Below are 17,280 nucleotides of genomic sequence, written 5' to 3'. Positions count from 1 at the left end.
CAAGCCAACCGAAAATCAGCCAGCTCGTATAAAGGCAGGAATAGGCCTGCCAGTCTCTACCCGGTCACCGTAAATGACCGGACTACGGGTGATGACAAATTCCGGATCCACGGACGGTTTTTATCCGCAGGAAGGCCCTTGCGCCCTCTCTGGGAGACTACCCGCTTCCGCGGCATTTGCGGTTATTTGCTTTTCACTCGATGAACACGGCCCTGTGGGGTACGGTGCAGATTCGGGTTTTTTTGCGTTTTTCGTTTCAACTCATTATTTCATTTATGGGGGATGCCAGCATGGAGCTTTTAAAAAGAAAAATCGAAGATGAAGGAACGGTTCTGTCCGGACAAGTTCTGAAAGTGGACGCTTTCCTGAATCACCAGATCGACCCGGTTCTGATGTTTGAAATCGGCAAAGAATTCAGCCGTCTCTTCGCCGGCGAAGGCGTAACCAAGGTTCTGACGCTGGAATCCTCCGGCATTGCCCCGTCCGTGATGGCGGCGCTCGAAATGAAGGTGCCCGTCGTGTTCGCCCGCAAGCAGAAATCGCTCACGCTGACCGACAACCTGTATGTGGAGCGCGTCTATTCCTTCACCAAACAGCAAACGAACGAAGTCACTGTCTCCAAAAAGTTCCTATCCGCCGATGACCGCGTTCTCATTATCGACGACTTCCTCGCCAACGGCGAAGCCGCTCTCGGTCTGGCCAATATCGTCAAAGCGGCCGGCGCCGAAGTAGCGGGTATCGGCATCGTGATCGAAAAGTCGTTCCAGCCGGGCGCGGACAAGCTCAAGGCCGCCGGCTACCGCGTCGAGTCGCTTGCTCGTGTAGCTTCGCTGGATAACGGGAAAGTAACCTTTCTGAACAGCAGCGTCTCCGAGGAGGATACTCATGTTCAACTGGTTTAAGACCGGCTCTCTGGGACTCCAGCATGTTCTCGCCATGTATGCGGGCGCCGTGATCGTACCGATCATCGTGGCAGGCCAGCTTCATCTCCCGCCCGAGCAGCTCTCCTACCTGATCTCGATCGACCTGCTCACCTGCGGGATCGCGACTCTCCTCCAGGTGTGGGGCAACCGCCTCTTCGGCATTAAGCTGCCCGTGATGCTCGGCTGCGCGTTCCAGGCCGTCGCTCCGATGATCGCCATAGGCGGCCAGCACGGCATGACGGCGATCTACGGCTCCATCATCGCGTCGGGCCTGATCATCTTCGTGTTCGGCGGCCTGCTCGGCAAGCTCGCCCGCTTCTTCCCGCCGGTCGTCACCGGGTCCGTCGTCACGATCATCGGCCTGACGCTCATTCCCGTCGCCATTCAAGACATGGGCGGCGGTCAGAACAGAGCCGATTTCGGCAGCCTGCAAAATCTGGCCCTGTCTTTCGGAGTTCTGCTCTTCATCCTGATCATGAACCGCTTCTTCGGCGGCTTCATCCGGGCCGTTTCCATTCTGCTCGGCCTGATCTTCGGCACGATTGCCGCCGCCTTCATGGGCAAAGTCAGCTTCCAGGGCGTGCTTGACGCTTCATGGTTCCACATGGTCCAGCCGTTTTATTTCGGCGTCCCGACCTTCCATCTCACGTCCATTCTGACCATGACGCTCGTGGCCATCGTTTCCGTCATGGAATCGACCGGCGTGTTCATGGCGCTCAGCAAAATTTGCGACAAAGACCTGACGGACCGGGACCTCGCAAGAGGCTACCGCGCGGAAGGGCTCGCAAGCATTATTGGCGGCCTGTTCAACTCCTTCCCTTACACGACTTACTCGCAAAACGTCGGGCTTGTCCAGCTGACGAAAGTCAAAAAGAGAAGCGTGATCGCTGCCGCGGGCGTGATTCTGATCCTGCTCGGCTCCGTGCCTAAAATCGCGGCGCTCACCATGCTTATCCCGACCGCCGTACTCGGCGGGGCAACGATTGCCATGTTCGGCATGGTCGTGTCCTCCGGTATCAAACTGCTTAGCTCGGTAGACCTGAACCAGCATGAAAATCTGCTGATCGTCGCCTGCTCCGTAGGCATGGGTCTCGGCGTAACGGTAGCCCCGACGCTGTTCAGCCACCTTCCCGAGAGCGTGCAGATTCTGACCGGTAACGGCATCGTAGCCGGAAGCTTCACGGCGATTGTGCTGAACCTGGTTTTTTCCATCGGCAAATCCCGTTCCAAAGCTCAGGCAGCCCACAGCACTCCGGATCAGGAAAAGCATGAATTCAGCCTGAAGGCGTCCAACTGATTGGAATAAATTCAACCCGATCCGGGAGTTCCGTGAACCCCAAGCGTGATCGGTTTAGAAACCGCTTCGCTCCACAGAGCCGAAGCGGTTTTTTGGCGTTTAATCCGACGTCCGCCCCTCTGCTGCGGCTTTAGCGCCCGGTCCCGGCTGCGTCCCTCTGCTGCGGTTTTTGGCGTCCGGTCCGGGCTCCGCCCCTCATCGACGGAGATTGAGTCCAGCCAGCCTCGCCCTTTTCTAATAATTGCGGGTGCTTCAGCCGATATAAACGATAAGTGAAACGGACCGCCGTGTCCGACGCTTACACGTATTTGTACGCACCCATCACTCGATATGAAGAGGAACCCGATATGAAAACGAAACTTTTATCTTTGAAAATCATTCTGGCTATTCTACTCATTCTGCCGCTGTTTCCGGCAGGGCCTGCGCGCGCGGGCTTGACCTCCACTCCGTTCCCGGACGTGGACAGTGCCAAATACAGCTGGGCCGTTCAGTCCATCACGTTCATGGCCCAAAGCGGGATTCTGCAGGGCTATCCGGACGGAACCTTCAAGCCGGGACGTTACGTAAACAAAGAGGAATGGGCGGTTATGGTCTACCGGCTGTTCGACAAATACCGGCCGAGCCTCAGATCGGACGCATTGAATTACAGCCGGCCGTCGTACGTCGATGTCCCTTCTTCCCACTGGGCTTACCGGGAAATCAGCGATACGTTCGTCGCGGTAGGAGATATGACCGTAACCGCACGCAACGGCAAATCTCTGTTCAATCCCGAATATGCGTTTACGCGCTGGGATTTGGCCATGATGCTGTACGGACTTTACGGGATAGACGGGGGACCGGAATCCACCAACGTATGCGGCGACATGAACCGGTTTAAGGATATTACGACCCGGCTGTTTAATACCGAGAACGAGCTGGAATCTTTCCGGAGTAAGGACAACCGCTACAATTCGGAGCTCCCTCCGGGCGGGATTTACCCGATTCTTTTCCTGAAGGAAGCGGACGGGACGTGCGGCGCCAATTACGACGACTACAGCGCACTCGCCGCCGGAGCGCTGATTGAGATGAACAAAACGGGCATCCTGACGGCCGACGCGGCCGGAAAGTTCTATCCTTCGGCCAAACTGACGCGAGCCGAGGCGGTGACGGTGCTTCACCGGATTCTCGACCATCTGAAGACGCGGGGAGTGCTCGGCAATTATTCCAGCATCAACCCGACCGGTATTCTCCGTCCGGTTCCGATGCCGGCCCCTAAGCCCGGCGAAGCGGCGGAAGGTCCGGGATCGTTCGACCGCGATCTCCAGCGGGACGGCGAGTTCAACACGATCGTTTACCCGAACGGGAAAAAATATATGCGGCTCGAGCTGACATCCAAAGACGCTGCCGATCTGTACCTGTATATGAACGGAGACATTGCGTTCCTTCGTCAGGAAGAGCTGCCCCGGTACGTCCAGGTAGACCGCGTCAGCCAGATCGGGATCAAGTCCCAGAGCCGCAATCCGGAGAAACGGTCACCGCTAGCCGCCTACCCGGCTACGCTTAAAGTGACGTTCCACGACGAGATTCCCTCGACGGGAACCGGAACGGGCACGGGCAAGCCGGGCAAAGACAACGGCGGACAAACCGGCGGCGTAACGGCACCGCCCGGAGCGGCGGCCGTGCAGGACTTGAAGAGCCAGGGCGAGATCAATCAGACTTTTGCCCCGAATGGCTCGAAGTACCTGAATGTTAACCTGATCTCTCAGGATAAAGTCGATCTTTATGTGCAGCTCGGGACAGGCACCGCTTTCCTTAAGCAAGAGGAACTGCCGGCCAAGATCAATGTGCAGGGCATGTCTTCCGTTACGGTCAGAACCCAGAGCCGCAATCCGGAGAAACGCACCAGCCAGCAGACGTACAACGCTTACCTGTATGTGACTTTTTCCAACTGACAGCAGGTCCCTTAGGAGCGTTTGCCGGAACGAAAAGGCTCCCTCCTCCCCGGCAAGAGGCAGAGGCAGTTCTAAGGAAATTAAAAAGCCGTAAAATCCAAAAAAACGCAAGGTTCTCTTCTCGAGAACCTTGCGTTTTTCATAGGTGGATTCGGGTTTACGGCTGCCTCCAGAACCTACGTCCGTCAATCCGTTTGGCGAACGGATCGATAAGACCGCGGACTCCTGCCGGCGTTCAGCGTCATCCGCCTACTCCCCGCTGTTGCGGTTAGCGTGGTTCACCGCCGCCAGCAGCTGTTTCACCTGCTCCAGCAGCTCGCCGGCCTGTTCTTCCGTTCCGCCCGCGCGGGTCATAAGCTGTGCCGGTATGCACGTGCTGGGCTGCTCCAGCGCGTGTCCTTTGTCCGTCAGCGTGATGACGACACTCCGCTCGTCGCGGCTGGAGCGGGTACGCTTCAGGAGGCCGGAAGCTTCCATTCTTTTGAGCATCGGAGTCAGGGTGCCGGAATCGAGGAAGAGCCGTTCGCCGAGCTCTTTTACGGTCGATTCGTCTTTTTCCCACAGCACAAGCATCACCAGATACTGAGGGTACGTCAAGCCCAGCTCTTCGAGCATGGGATGGTACATCCGCGTAATTTCACGCGAACAGGCATATAGCGCAAAGCAAAGCTGATTCTCAAGCCTAGGCTTAGATGGTGAATTCATAGGGCCTCAATCCTTATTCTGCTTATTCCGCCAGCAGCTTCTCGATATCTCCTGAAATTTTGGACGGTGCGGTCGTCGGCGCATACCGGCTGACCACGTCGCCCGAACGGTTAACGAGAAACTTGGAGAAATTCCATTTGACCTCTTTGGACAAAATCCCTGCCGTATGGCGGGTTAAATAGTGGAACAGCGGATGCGCGCCGCTTCCTTTGACATCGATTTTAGAGTACATCGGAAACGTAACGCCGTAATTGACCTGGCAGAACTGCTCGATCTCCTCATCGGTCCCCGGTTCCTGCTCCATAAACTGGTTGCTGGGAAAACCGAGTACGACAAGACCTTGGTCCTTGTAGGCGTCATACAGCTCCTGCAGTCCTTGATACTGCGGGGTAAAGCCGCACTTGCTCGCCGTGTTGACGATGAGCAGCACTTTTCCCTTATAGTCTTCAAGCGATTGTTCTTCTCCGTTAATCCGTTGAGCCGTAAACTCATACACACCCATCTTCATAACCTCCCGGGTTCATTCGACTGCTCCATCTATTAGATTGTGCAAAATTAAAACATCTAAAATTAATATACGTCTGCGGGTAGAAAAAGTCAAATCCCCTTGGGAATGGATGTGCCTAGAGCGTGTGCCGGCTTTCCTTTCCTCGCGGGGTGCTGTTTCATTCAGGGACAGGAGACCGGGGCCCGGACCTGTGCCGTTCATACAAGTCCGGCGTGCCACTGCTGACGTGTTCCGGCGACGCGTCTGCTATACGCTGAAAGTCAGCTTCGCGGCTTCATGGATCGTGGTGCCCGAGTGAATGCCGCTCACGATCTTTTTCATGGAACCCGGCTTATCGAAGTTAAACACGTGAATGGGCATCCCATAATCCCTTGCGAGGATAAAAGCGGACTGGTCCATTACCCGCAAATCATTCTGAAGCACATCGTTGTAATGCAGCGATTCGTACATGCGGGCATCCCCGTATACGTTCGGGTCCTTGTCGTAAACGCCGTCCACCCCCTGCTTCGCCACCAGAATGGCATCGCAGTTAACTTCGATGGCCCTCTGGACCGAGGGATAGTCCGTCGTAACGAAAGGCTGGCCGTTGCCGCCCGCGAAGATGACGATGTAACCTTTTTCCAGATGGTGAATCGCTCTCAAACGTATATAAGGCTCCGCCACCGACGTAACGGGAATCGCGGTCATCACGCGCACTTCGGCATTCGTTCTCGCTTTCAGTACGCCGCGCAGCATAAGGCTGTTAATGACCGTAGCCAGCGTGCCGATGTTATCGGCCTCCGCCCGCTCGATGCCCCAGTTCTCTCCCATATTGCCGCGGAAAATATTCCCTCCGCCGATCACCAGCGACACTTCCACGCCGAGCTCCAGCACCGACAAAATTTCACGGGCGATATGCTCCAGCCTCTCCGGGTCGAATCCGAAATCGCCGCTGCCGGCTACCGCTCCTCCGCTCAGCTTGATCAATACGCGTCTGTACTTCATCCCTTCACCTCCGGAAAAATAAAAAACACCAAAGCCTGAACGGCCTCAGTGTTCCAAATAGGAAATAGAAAACGATGCTTGCTTCTGAACATTCCGGTTCCACCGCTTCATATCCCCACACCTTTCCCAATGTCTCAACAAACTATTATAAACGTATGAGCAAAGATTGCAAACATGAACACGGCCCGCCGGATTTCTTCATGAACGATTTACAAAACCGACTCCTTCACAGGCAGAATCGGCGCCTGAGCGAGCGGCGAGGATAAGACCACGAGCGTGGACGGCTTGCCGAACTCCATAGACGCGTCGATAAAAGTCTCCAGTTCGCGGACGGAGCTTGTCACCAGCTTGGTCAAATAACTGTACGGTCCCGCAATGCGGTGGCATTCGGCAACTTCCGGAACCTGACGGACAAATTCCACATACCGGCGGCAGTGCTCCGTTTCCATCAGGATATAAGCGATGACCGCTTTACCTACGGCTTCCGGGGACACGACGGCGCGATACCCCGTCAAAACTCCCTTATCCTCCAAACGCCGAACCCGTTCGGCGGCCGCCGGCGACGTAAGACCCACCTGCTTGCCGAGCTCCGTCATGCTCATTCTCCCGTTCTCCTGAAGCAGCGCGAGTATGCTGCGGTCTGTCTGATCCAACTCTTTCTCCCCCAGTTCTTTCTTTTTTAAAATGCGGCCGTTCAAAAGCTTTCAAAGTCAAGGCGAACGAACACTTTTCCTTTCAGTATAACCTGTAATCCGAGCGCACCGACAAGTAAAATGAATAGCAACTGCGAAAGGAGCTGTCAACCGATGCAACTAAACGATAAAGCGGTTCTGCTAGTTATTGATGTCCAGAAGGCGTTTGACGATCCGCGCTGGGGCAGGCGAAACAACCCCGAAGCGGAGAGCAACATCGCCCTGCTGCTGGAAGCCTGGAGAGAGACCGGACGGCCGGTTATCCATGTGCAGCATATCGGGGTGACGCCGCAGTCCTTGTTCCGAGCCGGCAGCGCTGCGGTAGAGCCTAAGCCCGAGGCGCTGCCTCTGCCTTACGAAGCCGTTATCCGCAAGTCGGTGAACAGCGCCTTCATCGGAACGGACCTGGAGGCGCGTCTCCGCGTGCTCGGCTGCACCGAGGTGGTCGTCACCGGCCTCACGACCAATCACTGCGTGGAAACGACCACCCGCATGTCCGGGAACCTCGGGTTCCGTACGATTCTCGCAGCCGACGCTGCGGCGACCTTCGATCGTACGGGCCCGGACGGACGCGTTCATGCGGCCGAGGACATCCACGCGATGACGCTGGCGAACCTGCACGGCGAGTTCGCCGAGATCGCGGACACACGCACCTTGCTGGAAGCGGTGAAGTGAGCGGGCTGCAGCGGACGGACAGCGAAGCCTGTTCTTCTTTTAGGTGACAAAAAGTCAGCGGCGTGTATGATTAAAGCAGCAAATGTTTTGCGGGGCTGATGATTTGCATTTTCAACCATTTACACGGTGAGATAGAAACACGCGATTCCCGAGTAAATACCGGCTTCTTACAGCCGACTGCATCTCTTTATTCCAAAGAAGGTGAACGTATGAAAAGAGGGATCAGCTTTCTGCTCCCCGATCCTTACGGGACTCCGCTTGCCGACTTGCTGTCTCCCGTTGAGCTTACCGCGTACAATTGGCTGGTTGATGGCGTAGAGTCCTATGTCCTGGAAGAAGACGGACTGGGGCCTCCCCTCTTCCAAAACCCCGACGAAATGACGGACGGCGGCCGTTTCAAGGAACGGATCGGCACCGGCAGGCATTACCTGATTTTCGTGGACATTAAAGCTTTCCCCGCAGGATCGACGGTGCAGGAGGTTACGAATTACGAACAGTTTAAAGCTTGTTCCTGCGAGCTTGCCCTGATTATCGTGGATTCGGTTTATGCCGCTCTCTACTGTAAAGATCAGGAGCTTCTGGCAAGGCTCGAGACAAACGCGGTGGAGCGGGGCTATGAAAATGTCGTCTCTATAACGGACGACAACGATTTCCGGACCAGATTGGCGGTGTTTTAATTGGCAGGGCTGCTATTCGTCGAAGCGGCGGTGTGCCGGATATTTCTTGGCCGACGGCCGCCTCCCTGCACACAAAAAGAGGTTCCGGATAACCCGGAACCTCTTTTTCTTTTATATGGAGAGCACATGCACTATGCCGTATGGACGGTCTTGGCCGTTTTGCCGCCCATTGCCTGAAGCGCCTGGAGGCTGATAAATCCGCACAGCCCGATGAGCCCGTATATTATCCACGGCCAAACCGTGCCGCCATACTCGCCGATGAGCCACGTGCCCAGGTAGTTGCCGATCGTCCCGCCGACCGCGTAAGAGAGCCCGAAAGCCCCGTAGAAAGCACCCGTATCCTCGTTCATGCTGTACTCCGCAATTGCGATGTCCACCCCCGGCAGCACAAGCGTTTCGCCCGAGGTAAACAGCAGCACGCAAAGCAGAACCCAGAGTACCGAGGGAACCCACGGAACCGCGAGAAGGCCGAGCCCGATAATAAGCATCCCGTATTTGACGATCACGGCAGCGGAATTTCTCTGAAAAACGCCCCGCAGCAGAAACATAAACAGAACCGCATACAATCCGTTGAAAAACACGACGCTGCTGACCAGGCGCCCGTTTTCGCTCAGCCGGTAAACTTCGAGCGGCAGCGAGACGGATAACTGTGTGAACATGATCCAGAACATCACCATCGCGCCGGAAAACGCGAGAAACGGTCGGTTTCGCAGCACTTTTTTGTAGCTGTCGAGCATTTTGGCCGAATGCCGGCCTTTCGGAAAGCTTTTGGCTTGGGTCAGAAGCAGCACCGAAACCAGGAGAAACAAAACGCTTCCGAAAAGCATCGGGTACGACGTATGAAAACTGACAAAAATGCCTCCCGTTACGGCTCCCAGAACCGCACCCGCGTTCAGCGCCTGATTGAAGTAGGTGAACGCGCGTCTTCTCAGAACATGCGGCAGGTTGCCGAACAGCGATTTGATGGACGGCTCGTACATGGCCGGGCCAATGCCGATAAAACACGCAGCGAGCACAAGTCCGCCGAAGCTGTCCAGCGCGTAAATCCCCAGATACCCCAGCGCAGCCAGAAACGTCCCGGCTACCAGCATCGTACTGTAGCCGATCCGGTCCCCGATCATGCCGGAAAAGAGCGGGACCGCCTGGTTGATCAGCAGAGCGACCGTCAGGACGGTTCCGGACTGCCAGGCGGGGAACTGCAGCGTATGGGTCAAGTAGACGGCCAGAAACGTAAATACGGAAAACCGGCCCATATTAATGAAGACGGTGGCCGCTATGATTTTCCGGGCGAAACCGGGCAGGGTCATGTTGTTCTTGTCTTCTGGCATCGTGATCATGTCTCCTTCCGGCTGATCGTAGAAATCCGGCTGACTGAGGCCGTGCGGCCAATGAAACCGGGCAAGTATCCGGACAATATAAAAACGCGACCCCTCGAAAGCGAGAAACCGCGTTATTCCAATGGTTGTATAAAGATGCTGGTGAAGGGAATTGAACCCCCGGCCTACGCATTACGAGTGCGTTGCTCTACCCCTGAGCTACACCAGCATATTCCGAAGCGAATCGTACCGGGCAAAACCGACATGTATAAGAATATACCCGGCCGCAAAAATTGTCAAGACTCTTTCCGACCTCTTTCGGCTGACAAAAACAAGATCCGACAAAGCTTGTCCCGCTCCGGTAAAACAAGGAAAAAACAGCCCTGTTCCTCCCCGTATGAAGACCAGTTCAGGTATGCTATACTAAATACAAACATATGTTCTGTATTGCTATTCTAAAACGGGAAGGTAACCTGCTATGAACCCTGTCCGCTATGAAAAGATTACGGCCAAACAAGTGCTGAATCCGGTGAAAACTCCGGCGATGCCTTTCGAACATTCCATCAATCCGTACCGTGGCTGCCAGCACGGGTGCAGCTTCTGTTACGCACGGGCGATGCACGCCTTCCTCGGGCTGAACGGCGATGATACCTTTCAGACGAATATCCTGATGAAAGAGAACGCGCCCGAGGCGCTGCGGGAGCAGCTCCGCAAAGCCGCGCGCTCCCGCAAAGGCCTGGCCGGGATCGGCCGCGTCGCCATCGGAACGGCGACCGATCCGTACCAGCAGGCGGAAGGACGCGCCAAGCTGACGCGCGGCTGCCTCGAGGCGCTCACGGAGTACCCCGTGCCGCTGACGATTACGACCCGATCTCCGCTGATTCTGCGGGATCTGGATCTGCTCCGGAAGCTGCCCGTATACGCCGTGAACATCAGCCTGAACACGCTGAACCGGACGACCTGGCGCAACTTCGAGCCGGGCGCCCCTTCCCCGGCGAAGCGGCTGGAGACGGTGCGCGCATTGACCGATGCCGGGATACCGACCGGCATCTTCATGGCCCCCATGCTCCCTTACATTACGGACGGCCGGGATGAGCTCGAAGAGCTTATTGCGGCCGCGGCGGAGCATGGCGCGCAGTTTGTGATGGCGTCGTACCTGCGCCTGAGCGCCTCGGACGTCAAGGTGTGGTTTTTCGAGACGATCCGGCGGCACTACCCTCAGCTCGTCGGCAAGTACGCCGGTCTGTATGCGGCCTCCGCATACGCGCCTCGCGAGTACCGCGATCCCGTCCGCCGGTACGTCGACGAACTGCTGGAGCGGCACGGGCTGCGCGACATGGACGAGGAGGAAGAGGCGCCTCGTCCGGGGAAGCGGGCTGCCGCCGGCGCCGCAGCCTCCGGCCGTTCAAGCGGGAAGCCGCTTGAAATCGCCTGGGAGCCTCCCGCGGACAGTCCCGGCGGAGCCTGCGGCGGCTGCGCTGAAGCGGGCGCGGGTGCTGCAGGGGACGGCGGATTCACCGGCCCTGCCGGAGACAGCGCAGGCCGCAGGGAATTCGCCGACGGCTCAGGCACGGCGCGGCGGGGCGCCGGAACACCCGGCGCAGCCCAGGCAGGCGCGACCGCGACCGGCACGGCAGCCGAGGCGGAGACGCTCTTGCCGCTTGCGCCCGACTCGCCTCCGGCGCAGCTCGTCTTCTCCTTTTGAACGGCGCGCTCACAAGGAGCGCCTCCTTTGCCGGCACTTGAAGAGCCCGGGTTGCTCCGGGCTCTTTTTTCGTTTACGCTTCAAGATAAGACACCGGGTGGAGCCGCATTCCGGATCAACACAATAGAAAGAGGGAAATTCCATGACTCCCGAAATGTTCGATATTTACGACGAAGACGCCAACCGGATCGGGACCGCTTCACGCGAGGAGGTCCATACGGCGGGATACTGGCATCAGACCTTTCACTGCTGGCTCGTCCGGCCCGAGGGAAACCGCCGCATGGTGCTGTTTCAGCTCCGCTCGTCTTCTAAGGATACGTTCCCGGACCGGTTCGATATTACGGCGGCGGGCCATTTGACCTCAGGTGAAACGATCCAGGGAGCGTCCCGCGAGCTTCAGGAAGAGCTGGGCCTCTGCGTTCCGTTCGAGAGGCTTTCCCTTCTGTTTACCGTGCGCACCGATGAACGGGGAACCGTGCGCGGCAGAACATTTATCGACCGCGAAATCAGCCATGTATTCGGCTATGCAAGCGATTGGCCCCTGGATGCGTACACGCTTCAGGAGGAAGAAGTCTCCGGGCTGTACGAGGCCGAGCTCCACGAACTGGCCGCTCTTTTCGAAGGCACGATCGACTTCCTGGAAGTCCGCGGCGTTCTGGCGCAGCATGAGAACGGGCGCACGGACAGCAGCTCGTCCCGCTCCGCTTTAACCCCCGAATCGGTCCGTACCGTCGCCAAGAAAGACTTCGTCCCCCATCCGGACGACTACTACCTGCGCGTGTTTGAGCTGCTCGGGAAGATCTAGGCACTCGAACGGGCACAGAGGAATACGATGGAGCATGATAATCGCCTATCCTTATTATTCAGGAGGTTCAGCATGTATCCCATCTATCCTTATATAGGCAAAGAAACGAAATGCGAGGAACAGCCGATCCCGTTTCCCGCACAGCATCAGCCCCGCCAGCCCGGCATCGAATCCGAAATGATTCCCCGGCCGATCGCCGAGAATCCTTATTACACCGGCAGCAGCAAGCTGCTGGACCGCGTGGCCCTCATTACGGGCGGAGACAGCGGCATCGGTCGTGCGACGGCCATTTCTTTCGCCAAAGAAGGCGCAGCCGTGGCTATCGTGTTTCTGTACGAATGGAGCGATGCCGAAGAGACGCGCGCCCGGATTGAGCAGTTGGGCGGCCGCTGTCTCCTGATACAAGCGGATCTGCGCGCGAAAGCGGCAAGCTGCGAGGTCGTCGCCAGAACGTTGTCGGCGTTCGGCAGATTGGATATCCTGGTGAACAATCATGGAGTTCAGTTCCCGCAGCAAAGCATCCTGGATATTTCCGAGGAACAGCTTTACGATACGTACCGGACCAATATTTTCCCGTTCTTCTTCATGACCCAGGCGGCTCTGCCCCATCTGTGCTGCGGATCTTCCATCATCAACACCGCCTCCATTACGGCTTACAGAGGCCAGAAGGACCTTATCGACTACTCGTCCACCAAAGGCGCCATCGTCTCCTTCACGCGCTCCCTGGCCCTCTCGCTCGTGGACGATGGCATCCGGGTGAACGCGGTCGCTCCTGGTCCTATCTGGACGCCCCTCATTCCCTCCAGCTTCTCGGCGGATGAAGTCCGGACTTTCGGGACGGAAGTGCCGATGAAGCGAGCCGGGCAGCCTTTCGAACTGGCTCCCGCCTACGTGTATCTGGCCAGCGACGACTCGAGCTACGTGACCGGGCAGACCATTCACGTCAACGGCGGAGGCATGATCACATCGTAGGCCGGTAAAGCCGCCGCCCCCTATATGGCGACGCGACCGCTCCTAAATAACCCAGGAATCCTTTATTGCTTTATCAGAGTAAAAGATCTATAATACTTCCCTACACTAAATTTCATGCACATAAGCAATAAAGGAGTCCTCATTTATGTCTAACGAGCCGCGCAAACTCGGTTTGCTCCCTCTCATTTCCCTTGTCGTAGGTTCCATGATCGGCGGAGGGATTTTCAGCATGCCTGCCGATATGGCGCAGGATGCGGGAAGCGGCGCCGCCCTGATCGGCTGGGCGCTGACCGGCATCGGAGTCATCATGCTCGCCCTGACCTTCCAGAGTCTCGCCAACCGGCTGCCAAGCCTGGACAACGGCATCGTCCGTTACGCCGAAACCGGCTTCGGCCGCTTCGTCGGTTTTATCAGCGCCTGGGGCTACTGGCTCGCCAATATGATTACGATCGTGGCAAGCTCGGTTCTGCTGTTCGGCTCCCTTGATTATTTCATTCCCGTATTCGACGGCGGCAATAATGTGCTTGCCATCGTATGCGCTTCGCTGCTCGTATGGCTGCTCCACAGTTTACAGCTCTCGGGAATCCGGGAAGCGACTCTCGTCCATATCGTAACGACGATGGCCAAGCTTATCCCGATCCTGGTCTTTATAGCGGCGCTGGCGACCGTCTTTCATTCGCCGACTTTTATTGCGGACCTGTGGAAAGCCGCAACCGCAACCGCCGGGTCTCCAATCGGGCTATCGGATATTGGAAGCCAGGTCAAACAGGCCATGTTTATTACCGTCTGGGCGTTCCTCGGCGTAGAAGGCGCCGTCGTGCTTTCCGGCCGCGCCAAGCGCAAATCGGACGTCGGCAGAGCAACAGTCATCGGTCTCATCGGTACGCTTGTCCTGTATATGCTCGTGTCGCTGCTTTCTTACGGGGCGATGAGCAGGGCGGCTCTCGCCTCCCTTCCTACCCCGTCGGCCGCCTACGTACTGGAAGCGGCTGTCGGCAAGTGGGGCGCCGTCCTGATCAACGCCGGCCTCATCGTCTCTCTGCTCGGGCTGCTGCTCGGCATGTCTCTGCTTTCCGCGGAAACGCTCTACGTAGCCGGGAAGCAGAAGCTCATGCCGGCCTGGCTGTCCGGCGAAAACAAGAACGGCGCCCCCAAAGGCGCCCTCTGGATGACGACGGGGGCGGTGCAGCTTTTTCTGATCCTGGTCGTCACCGCTTCGTCCACCTACCATGCGCTTTACCTTGTCGCGACAACGGCGGCGCTTATGCCTTACCTGCTGTCTTCGCTCTTCCTCGTTAAAACGGCGATAGGCGGAAAAGCCTACGCTCCGCAGGATTCGACCGGCGAATCCCCCCTCTGGGACGGACCGCGCAAGCGCGAGCTGGCTTACGGGGCGGCAGCTACGCTCTACTCGCTGTTCCTGCTCTACGCGGCAGGGCTGACGAATCTGCTCTATGTGTGCATGCTGTACACACTGGGTCTTGCCTTCTATTCCTTCTCCGGAAGGGAAAAAGGCATCCGGGCCATGTACGAGCCCGCCGAAGCTTTCGCCGCGGCGGCCATCGTAGTGCTGGGGCTCTACTCGGCTATCCAGTTCATATCCGGAAATGCCGGATAAGCTCTTGCGGCACCTTGTGAACCCTGGCCTAATCATCGCGACAACCGGACAAACAACGCAGGCCCCTTGATCGGGGCCTTATTTTTTTGAAGCGGCAGCTTATGGAAGGAAGAAACGGTGGAGCCCCGTTCTATAAAAGATTGCACAGCTCCCGGTACGCGCTGTTTCGCCCCGCATGACGGCGGTCAATCACATGCAAAAAAACCGCCCGGCCTCCGTAGAAGCTCGCGCGGTTATTTCGGCAGGCCGCTTCGGCCAGCTTTTTTTGTAAGGGTCTATTTGATTGTAAAAGCGGAAGCCAGCTTCTGCATCTCTTCCGCCATGGAGCTTAGCGATTCGGCCGACGAGGAAATGTCGTTCATCGAATGAAGCTGCCCGTTCATGCTCTGGGCGACCTGCCGCATTTGATTCAGCGTCTGCTTCGAAATATCGACCATTTCCTGTGAAGAAGCGGACACTTCTTCCGTGCCTGCCGAGATTTCCTGGGTGGCTGCGGACACTTCTTCGATCTGAGCGGACACATCCAGGATGGCCGTCTGAATGGAGCGGAACGACTGCTCCATCGCGTTCATCAGGTCCTCGCCCTGGGCCACCTCTTCCAGGCTGCTTTCGATGGACTGCGTGCTTTTGCCCGTTGCGGCGACGATTTCATCCAGAATCTCCTGAATCTCTACGGTAGAATGGCTCGTTTGTTCCGCGAGCTTCTTGACCTCACCCGCCACGACCGCAAAACCCCGGCCATGTTCGCCGGCTCTGGCCGCTTCGATGGACGCGTTAAGGGCAAGCAGATTCGTCTGGCGGGCAATGTCGGAAATCGTGCTCGCAATCTTCTGGATTTCCGCGGATTTCTCCTGCAGCGAATAAATCGTACCCGCCGAATCCCGCACATTGCTGCCTACCACTTTCATCTGGTTCAGCGTCTGCTGAACCGTCTCGCTGCCCCGGTTTACCTCGGAGCGTACGCTGTCCGTCGTTTCGGCCACCTGCGTGGACGAAGCCGCGATCTTCTGGATACCGATCGCCATCTCCTCCATCGCTTGTGCGGTCTGCTGCGCCGCGTCATGCTGAGTCTCGGCTCCCACGGCAGTGGAGTTGGCCGTCTGGGACGTGCGGGATGCGACTCCCGCGGACTCGGCGGAAATGGCCGTCAGCTCTTCGCTGGACGACGCCATATGGTCGATCGCGTTTTTCATCCGGTCCAGGATGGAACTGAAGGAATCCATCATGCCGTTGATGTCCGCGTTGAGCAGGCCCATTTCGTCTTTCCCTTTCACGTCGAGCCTTCCGGTCAGATCGCCGGCAGCGGCTTTGCGCATCATCCCCGAAATATTCATCAGCGGGCGCAAGATGGTGCGGGAAGCGAGGATCGAAATCAGAATAACGAGAAGGACGGAAACCGCGATGATGATGCCCGCCAATGTTTTCGCTTTGGACACCGTGCTGTAGACCTCGGTTTTCGGAGCGCTTATGAACAGCTTCCAGCCGGTCTTCTGCACTTCCGAGTAAGCGACGGCCGCCTCTCCTACCGTTCCGTCGTCGGCGTATAAATAGCCCGTTTTGTCCGAAGAAGCTTCCAGCTTGCTATCCAGTAACGGCGCGATATCCTTGGCGGGTTTTCCGATATCGGCCGCATCCGGGTGCAGAAGAATATTGCGGTTGCCGGACAGCAGGAAGGCATAGCCTTTTTCCCCGAAATGAATCCGCGATACGAGCGAAACGATCTGCTTCGGACTCACAATCGCTTGAATAACCCCGGCGTATTCACCCGTCTTGTCCAGAATCGGCTGGTCGATAATGATAATATCTTCTTTGGAGCCGACATCTTTCAGAATATCCGTGACGGCCAGCTTTTTGGACGATTTCGCGTTTTTAATGTTCTGGAAAGCGGAAACGTCCGTTACCCCGCCTTTTGTATCGTGGGAAACGTCTTTGCGGTCGATGTAGGCAAAAAAGAACATCTCCGGATCGCTGTCCTGCAAATATTTCAGATAAGGAAGCACTTCTTTCTCCGAAGACGCGGTCGCAAATTCAGGATGGGCCTTTACGAGTCCTTCCACGGCGTTTATTTTCTGTCCCATCCACAAGTCGATATCGCCAGCCCCCATTTCCGCCCGTATTCTCATGTTTTCTTCCGTTTGCTTGGAGATGTAGCCATTGGAGTTCGACATCAGGATCAGGGTCGCCGCTATTAAGGGAACCGAGGTAATCACGAGCAAAAGCAGGGAAATCTTGATCCGCAAAGACAAATCGCGGAAATGTAAGGTTAAACCGGGTTTCATCCATTTCACTCCTTGACAGGTTTAATAATCTATGTCTCTCTATCCCCCCATTTTCGACAGTATTCTACACGCCTCCTCTCCATTAAGTTCCATACCTTAAATTTGGATAAAGTTTTCTGGCCTCATACGGCCCGCAGGCATACAAAAAAACGGAAAGCCGTACAGGCCTCCCGTTTCGTAATCAAACTATGAT

Annotated in this window: 15 protein-coding genes, 1 tRNA gene and 1 riboswitch; of the genes, 9 read left to right on the top strand and 7 right to left on the bottom strand. The window is 56.8% G+C overall.

Features of this window, described 5'->3' with window-relative positions; genetic code table 11:
- The first annotated feature begins 4 nt into the window (after positions 1-4).
- A riboswitch (purine riboswitch) is annotated at positions 5-105 on the top strand.
- A 185-nt stretch (positions 106-290) separates the two neighbouring features.
- The 3 genes from HMPREF1207_RS15600 (at position 291) to HMPREF1207_RS15590 (ending at position 4,151) form a co-directional block, all read left to right on the top strand.
- Positions 291-902 carry a xanthine phosphoribosyltransferase gene (locus HMPREF1207_RS15600; protein ID WP_009674690.1) on the top strand — a complete coding sequence of 204 codons (612 nt, stop codon included), beginning with the start codon at positions 291-293 and terminating at the stop codon, positions 900-902.
- Positions 886-2,220, top strand: a complete 1,335-nt coding sequence (locus HMPREF1207_RS15595) for a nucleobase:cation symporter-2 family protein (RefSeq protein WP_009674725.1) — start codon at positions 886-888, stop codon at positions 2,218-2,220. The genes HMPREF1207_RS15600 and HMPREF1207_RS15595 overlap by 17 nt, the downstream gene beginning before the upstream one ends.
- 347 nt (positions 2,221-2,567) lie before the next feature.
- Complete coding sequence (locus HMPREF1207_RS15590; RefSeq protein ID WP_016423802.1) at positions 2,568-4,151, top strand: S-layer homology domain-containing protein; 1,584 nt, start codon at positions 2,568-2,570, stop codon at positions 4,149-4,151.
- A 249-nt stretch (positions 4,152-4,400) separates the two neighbouring features.
- Here the strand turns inward: HMPREF1207_RS15590 and HMPREF1207_RS15585 are convergent, their stop codons facing one another.
- The 4 genes from HMPREF1207_RS15585 to HMPREF1207_RS15570 all read right to left on the bottom strand — a co-directional run bounded on the left by HMPREF1207_RS15585 (position 4,401) and on the right by HMPREF1207_RS15570 (position 7,001).
- Positions 4,401-4,856: a MarR family winged helix-turn-helix transcriptional regulator gene (locus HMPREF1207_RS15585; protein ID WP_009674685.1), complete on the bottom strand. Its 456-nt coding sequence runs from the start codon at positions 4,854-4,856 to the stop codon at positions 4,401-4,403.
- Positions 4,857-4,878: 22 nt separating this feature from the next.
- Positions 4,879-5,358, bottom strand: a complete 480-nt coding sequence (locus tag HMPREF1207_RS15580) for a glutathione peroxidase (protein WP_009674655.1) — start codon at positions 5,356-5,358, stop codon at positions 4,879-4,881.
- Positions 5,359-5,610: 252 nt separating this feature from the next.
- Positions 5,611-6,348 carry a UMP kinase gene (gene pyrH, locus HMPREF1207_RS15575; RefSeq protein WP_009674687.1) on the bottom strand — a complete coding sequence of 246 codons (738 nt, stop codon included), beginning with the start codon at positions 6,346-6,348 and terminating at the stop codon, positions 5,611-5,613.
- A 209-nt stretch (positions 6,349-6,557) separates the two neighbouring features.
- On the bottom strand, positions 6,558-7,001 hold the full coding sequence (locus HMPREF1207_RS15570) for an Lrp/AsnC family transcriptional regulator (protein WP_009674688.1): 444 nt from the start codon (positions 6,999-7,001) through the stop codon (positions 6,558-6,560).
- A 153-nt stretch (positions 7,002-7,154) separates the two neighbouring features.
- On the opposite strand from HMPREF1207_RS15570, the gene HMPREF1207_RS15565 reads away from it, so the two are divergent.
- Together HMPREF1207_RS15565 and HMPREF1207_RS15560 are read left to right on the top strand one after the other, a co-directional pair.
- A complete protein-coding gene (locus HMPREF1207_RS15565; RefSeq protein WP_009674721.1) occupies positions 7,155-7,715 on the top strand; it encodes a cysteine hydrolase family protein in 561 nt (186 codons plus the stop codon).
- A 209-nt stretch (positions 7,716-7,924) separates the two neighbouring features.
- A complete protein-coding gene (locus HMPREF1207_RS15560; protein WP_009674699.1) occupies positions 7,925-8,392 on the top strand; it encodes a DUF2691 family protein in 468 nt (155 codons plus the stop codon).
- 131 nt (positions 8,393-8,523) lie between these two features.
- On the opposite strand, the gene HMPREF1207_RS15555 is transcribed toward HMPREF1207_RS15560, so the two are convergent.
- Complete coding sequence (locus HMPREF1207_RS15555) at positions 8,524-9,720, bottom strand: MFS transporter (RefSeq protein WP_009674662.1); 1,197 nt, start codon at positions 9,718-9,720, stop codon at positions 8,524-8,526.
- A 145-nt stretch (positions 9,721-9,865) separates the two neighbouring features.
- A tRNA-Thr gene (locus HMPREF1207_RS15550) sits at positions 9,866-9,937 on the bottom strand.
- Between the two features lie 249 nt (positions 9,938-10,186).
- On the opposite strand from HMPREF1207_RS15550, the gene HMPREF1207_RS15545 reads away from it, so the two are divergent.
- The 4 genes from HMPREF1207_RS15545 to HMPREF1207_RS15530 all read left to right on the top strand — a co-directional run bounded on the left by HMPREF1207_RS15545 (position 10,187) and on the right by HMPREF1207_RS15530 (position 14,808).
- Positions 10,187-11,413, top strand: coding sequence for an SPL family radical SAM protein (locus tag HMPREF1207_RS15545; RefSeq protein ID WP_009674696.1), 1,227 nt, complete (start codon positions 10,187-10,189; stop codon positions 11,411-11,413).
- Positions 11,414-11,555: 142 nt separating this feature from the next.
- Positions 11,556-12,218, top strand: coding sequence for an NUDIX hydrolase (locus tag HMPREF1207_RS15540; protein ID WP_009674670.1), 663 nt, complete (start codon positions 11,556-11,558; stop codon positions 12,216-12,218).
- Positions 12,219-12,290: 72 nt separating this feature from the next.
- Entirely contained in the window at positions 12,291-13,190 is a 900-nt protein-coding gene (locus HMPREF1207_RS15535) for an SDR family oxidoreductase (RefSeq protein ID WP_009674710.1), read from the top strand.
- A gap of 145 nt (positions 13,191-13,335) precedes the next feature.
- Positions 13,336-14,808, top strand: coding sequence for a basic amino acid/polyamine antiporter (locus HMPREF1207_RS15530; protein ID WP_009674715.1), 1,473 nt, complete (start codon positions 13,336-13,338; stop codon positions 14,806-14,808).
- 275 nt (positions 14,809-15,083) lie between these two features.
- Here HMPREF1207_RS15530 and HMPREF1207_RS15525 read toward each other — a convergent pair whose 3' ends face one another.
- Positions 15,084-17,087, bottom strand: a complete 2,004-nt coding sequence (locus tag HMPREF1207_RS15525) for a methyl-accepting chemotaxis protein (protein WP_009674718.1) — start codon at positions 17,085-17,087, stop codon at positions 15,084-15,086.
- Positions 17,088-17,280 lie beyond the last annotated feature (193 nt).

The organism is Paenibacillus sp. HGH0039 (genome assembly GCF_000411255.1).
Classification (GTDB): Bacteria; Bacillota; Bacilli; order Paenibacillales; family NBRC-103111; genus Paenibacillus_F.
This window is presented reverse-complemented; position numbering and strand designations above follow the sequence as displayed.

Coding starts and splice junctions, on each gene's coding strand:
- HMPREF1207_RS15560 (WP_009674699.1), top strand. CDS start 7,925: ATGAAAAGAGGGATCAGCTTTCTGCTCCCCGATCCTTACGGGACTCCG.
- HMPREF1207_RS15595 (WP_009674725.1), top strand. CDS start 886: ATGTTCAACTGGTTTAAGACCGGCTCTCTGGGACTCCAGCATGTTCTC.
- HMPREF1207_RS15540 (WP_009674670.1), top strand. CDS start 11,556: ATGACTCCCGAAATGTTCGATATTTACGACGAAGACGCCAACCGGATC.
- HMPREF1207_RS15525 (WP_009674718.1), bottom strand. CDS start 17,087: ATGAAACCCGGTTTAACCTTACATTTCCGCGATTTGTCTTTGCGGATC.
- HMPREF1207_RS15530 (WP_009674715.1), top strand. CDS start 13,336: ATGTCTAACGAGCCGCGCAAACTCGGTTTGCTCCCTCTCATTTCCCTT.
- HMPREF1207_RS15555 (WP_009674662.1), bottom strand. CDS start 9,720: ATGCCAGAAGACAAGAACAACATGACCCTGCCCGGTTTCGCCCGGAAA.
- HMPREF1207_RS15535 (WP_009674710.1), top strand. CDS start 12,291: ATGTATCCCATCTATCCTTATATAGGCAAAGAAACGAAATGCGAGGAA.
- HMPREF1207_RS15585 (WP_009674685.1), bottom strand. CDS start 4,856: ATGAATTCACCATCTAAGCCTAGGCTTGAGAATCAGCTTTGCTTTGCG.
- HMPREF1207_RS15580 (WP_009674655.1), bottom strand. CDS start 5,358: ATGGGTGTGTATGAGTTTACGGCTCAACGGATTAACGGAGAAGAACAA.
- HMPREF1207_RS15590 (WP_016423802.1), top strand. CDS start 2,568: ATGAAAACGAAACTTTTATCTTTGAAAATCATTCTGGCTATTCTACTC.
- HMPREF1207_RS15545 (WP_009674696.1), top strand. CDS start 10,187: ATGAACCCTGTCCGCTATGAAAAGATTACGGCCAAACAAGTGCTGAAT.
- HMPREF1207_RS15600 (WP_009674690.1), top strand. CDS start 291: ATGGAGCTTTTAAAAAGAAAAATCGAAGATGAAGGAACGGTTCTGTCC.
- HMPREF1207_RS15565 (WP_009674721.1), top strand. CDS start 7,155: ATGCAACTAAACGATAAAGCGGTTCTGCTAGTTATTGATGTCCAGAAG.
- pyrH (WP_009674687.1), bottom strand. CDS start 6,348: ATGAAGTACAGACGCGTATTGATCAAGCTGAGCGGAGGAGCGGTAGCC.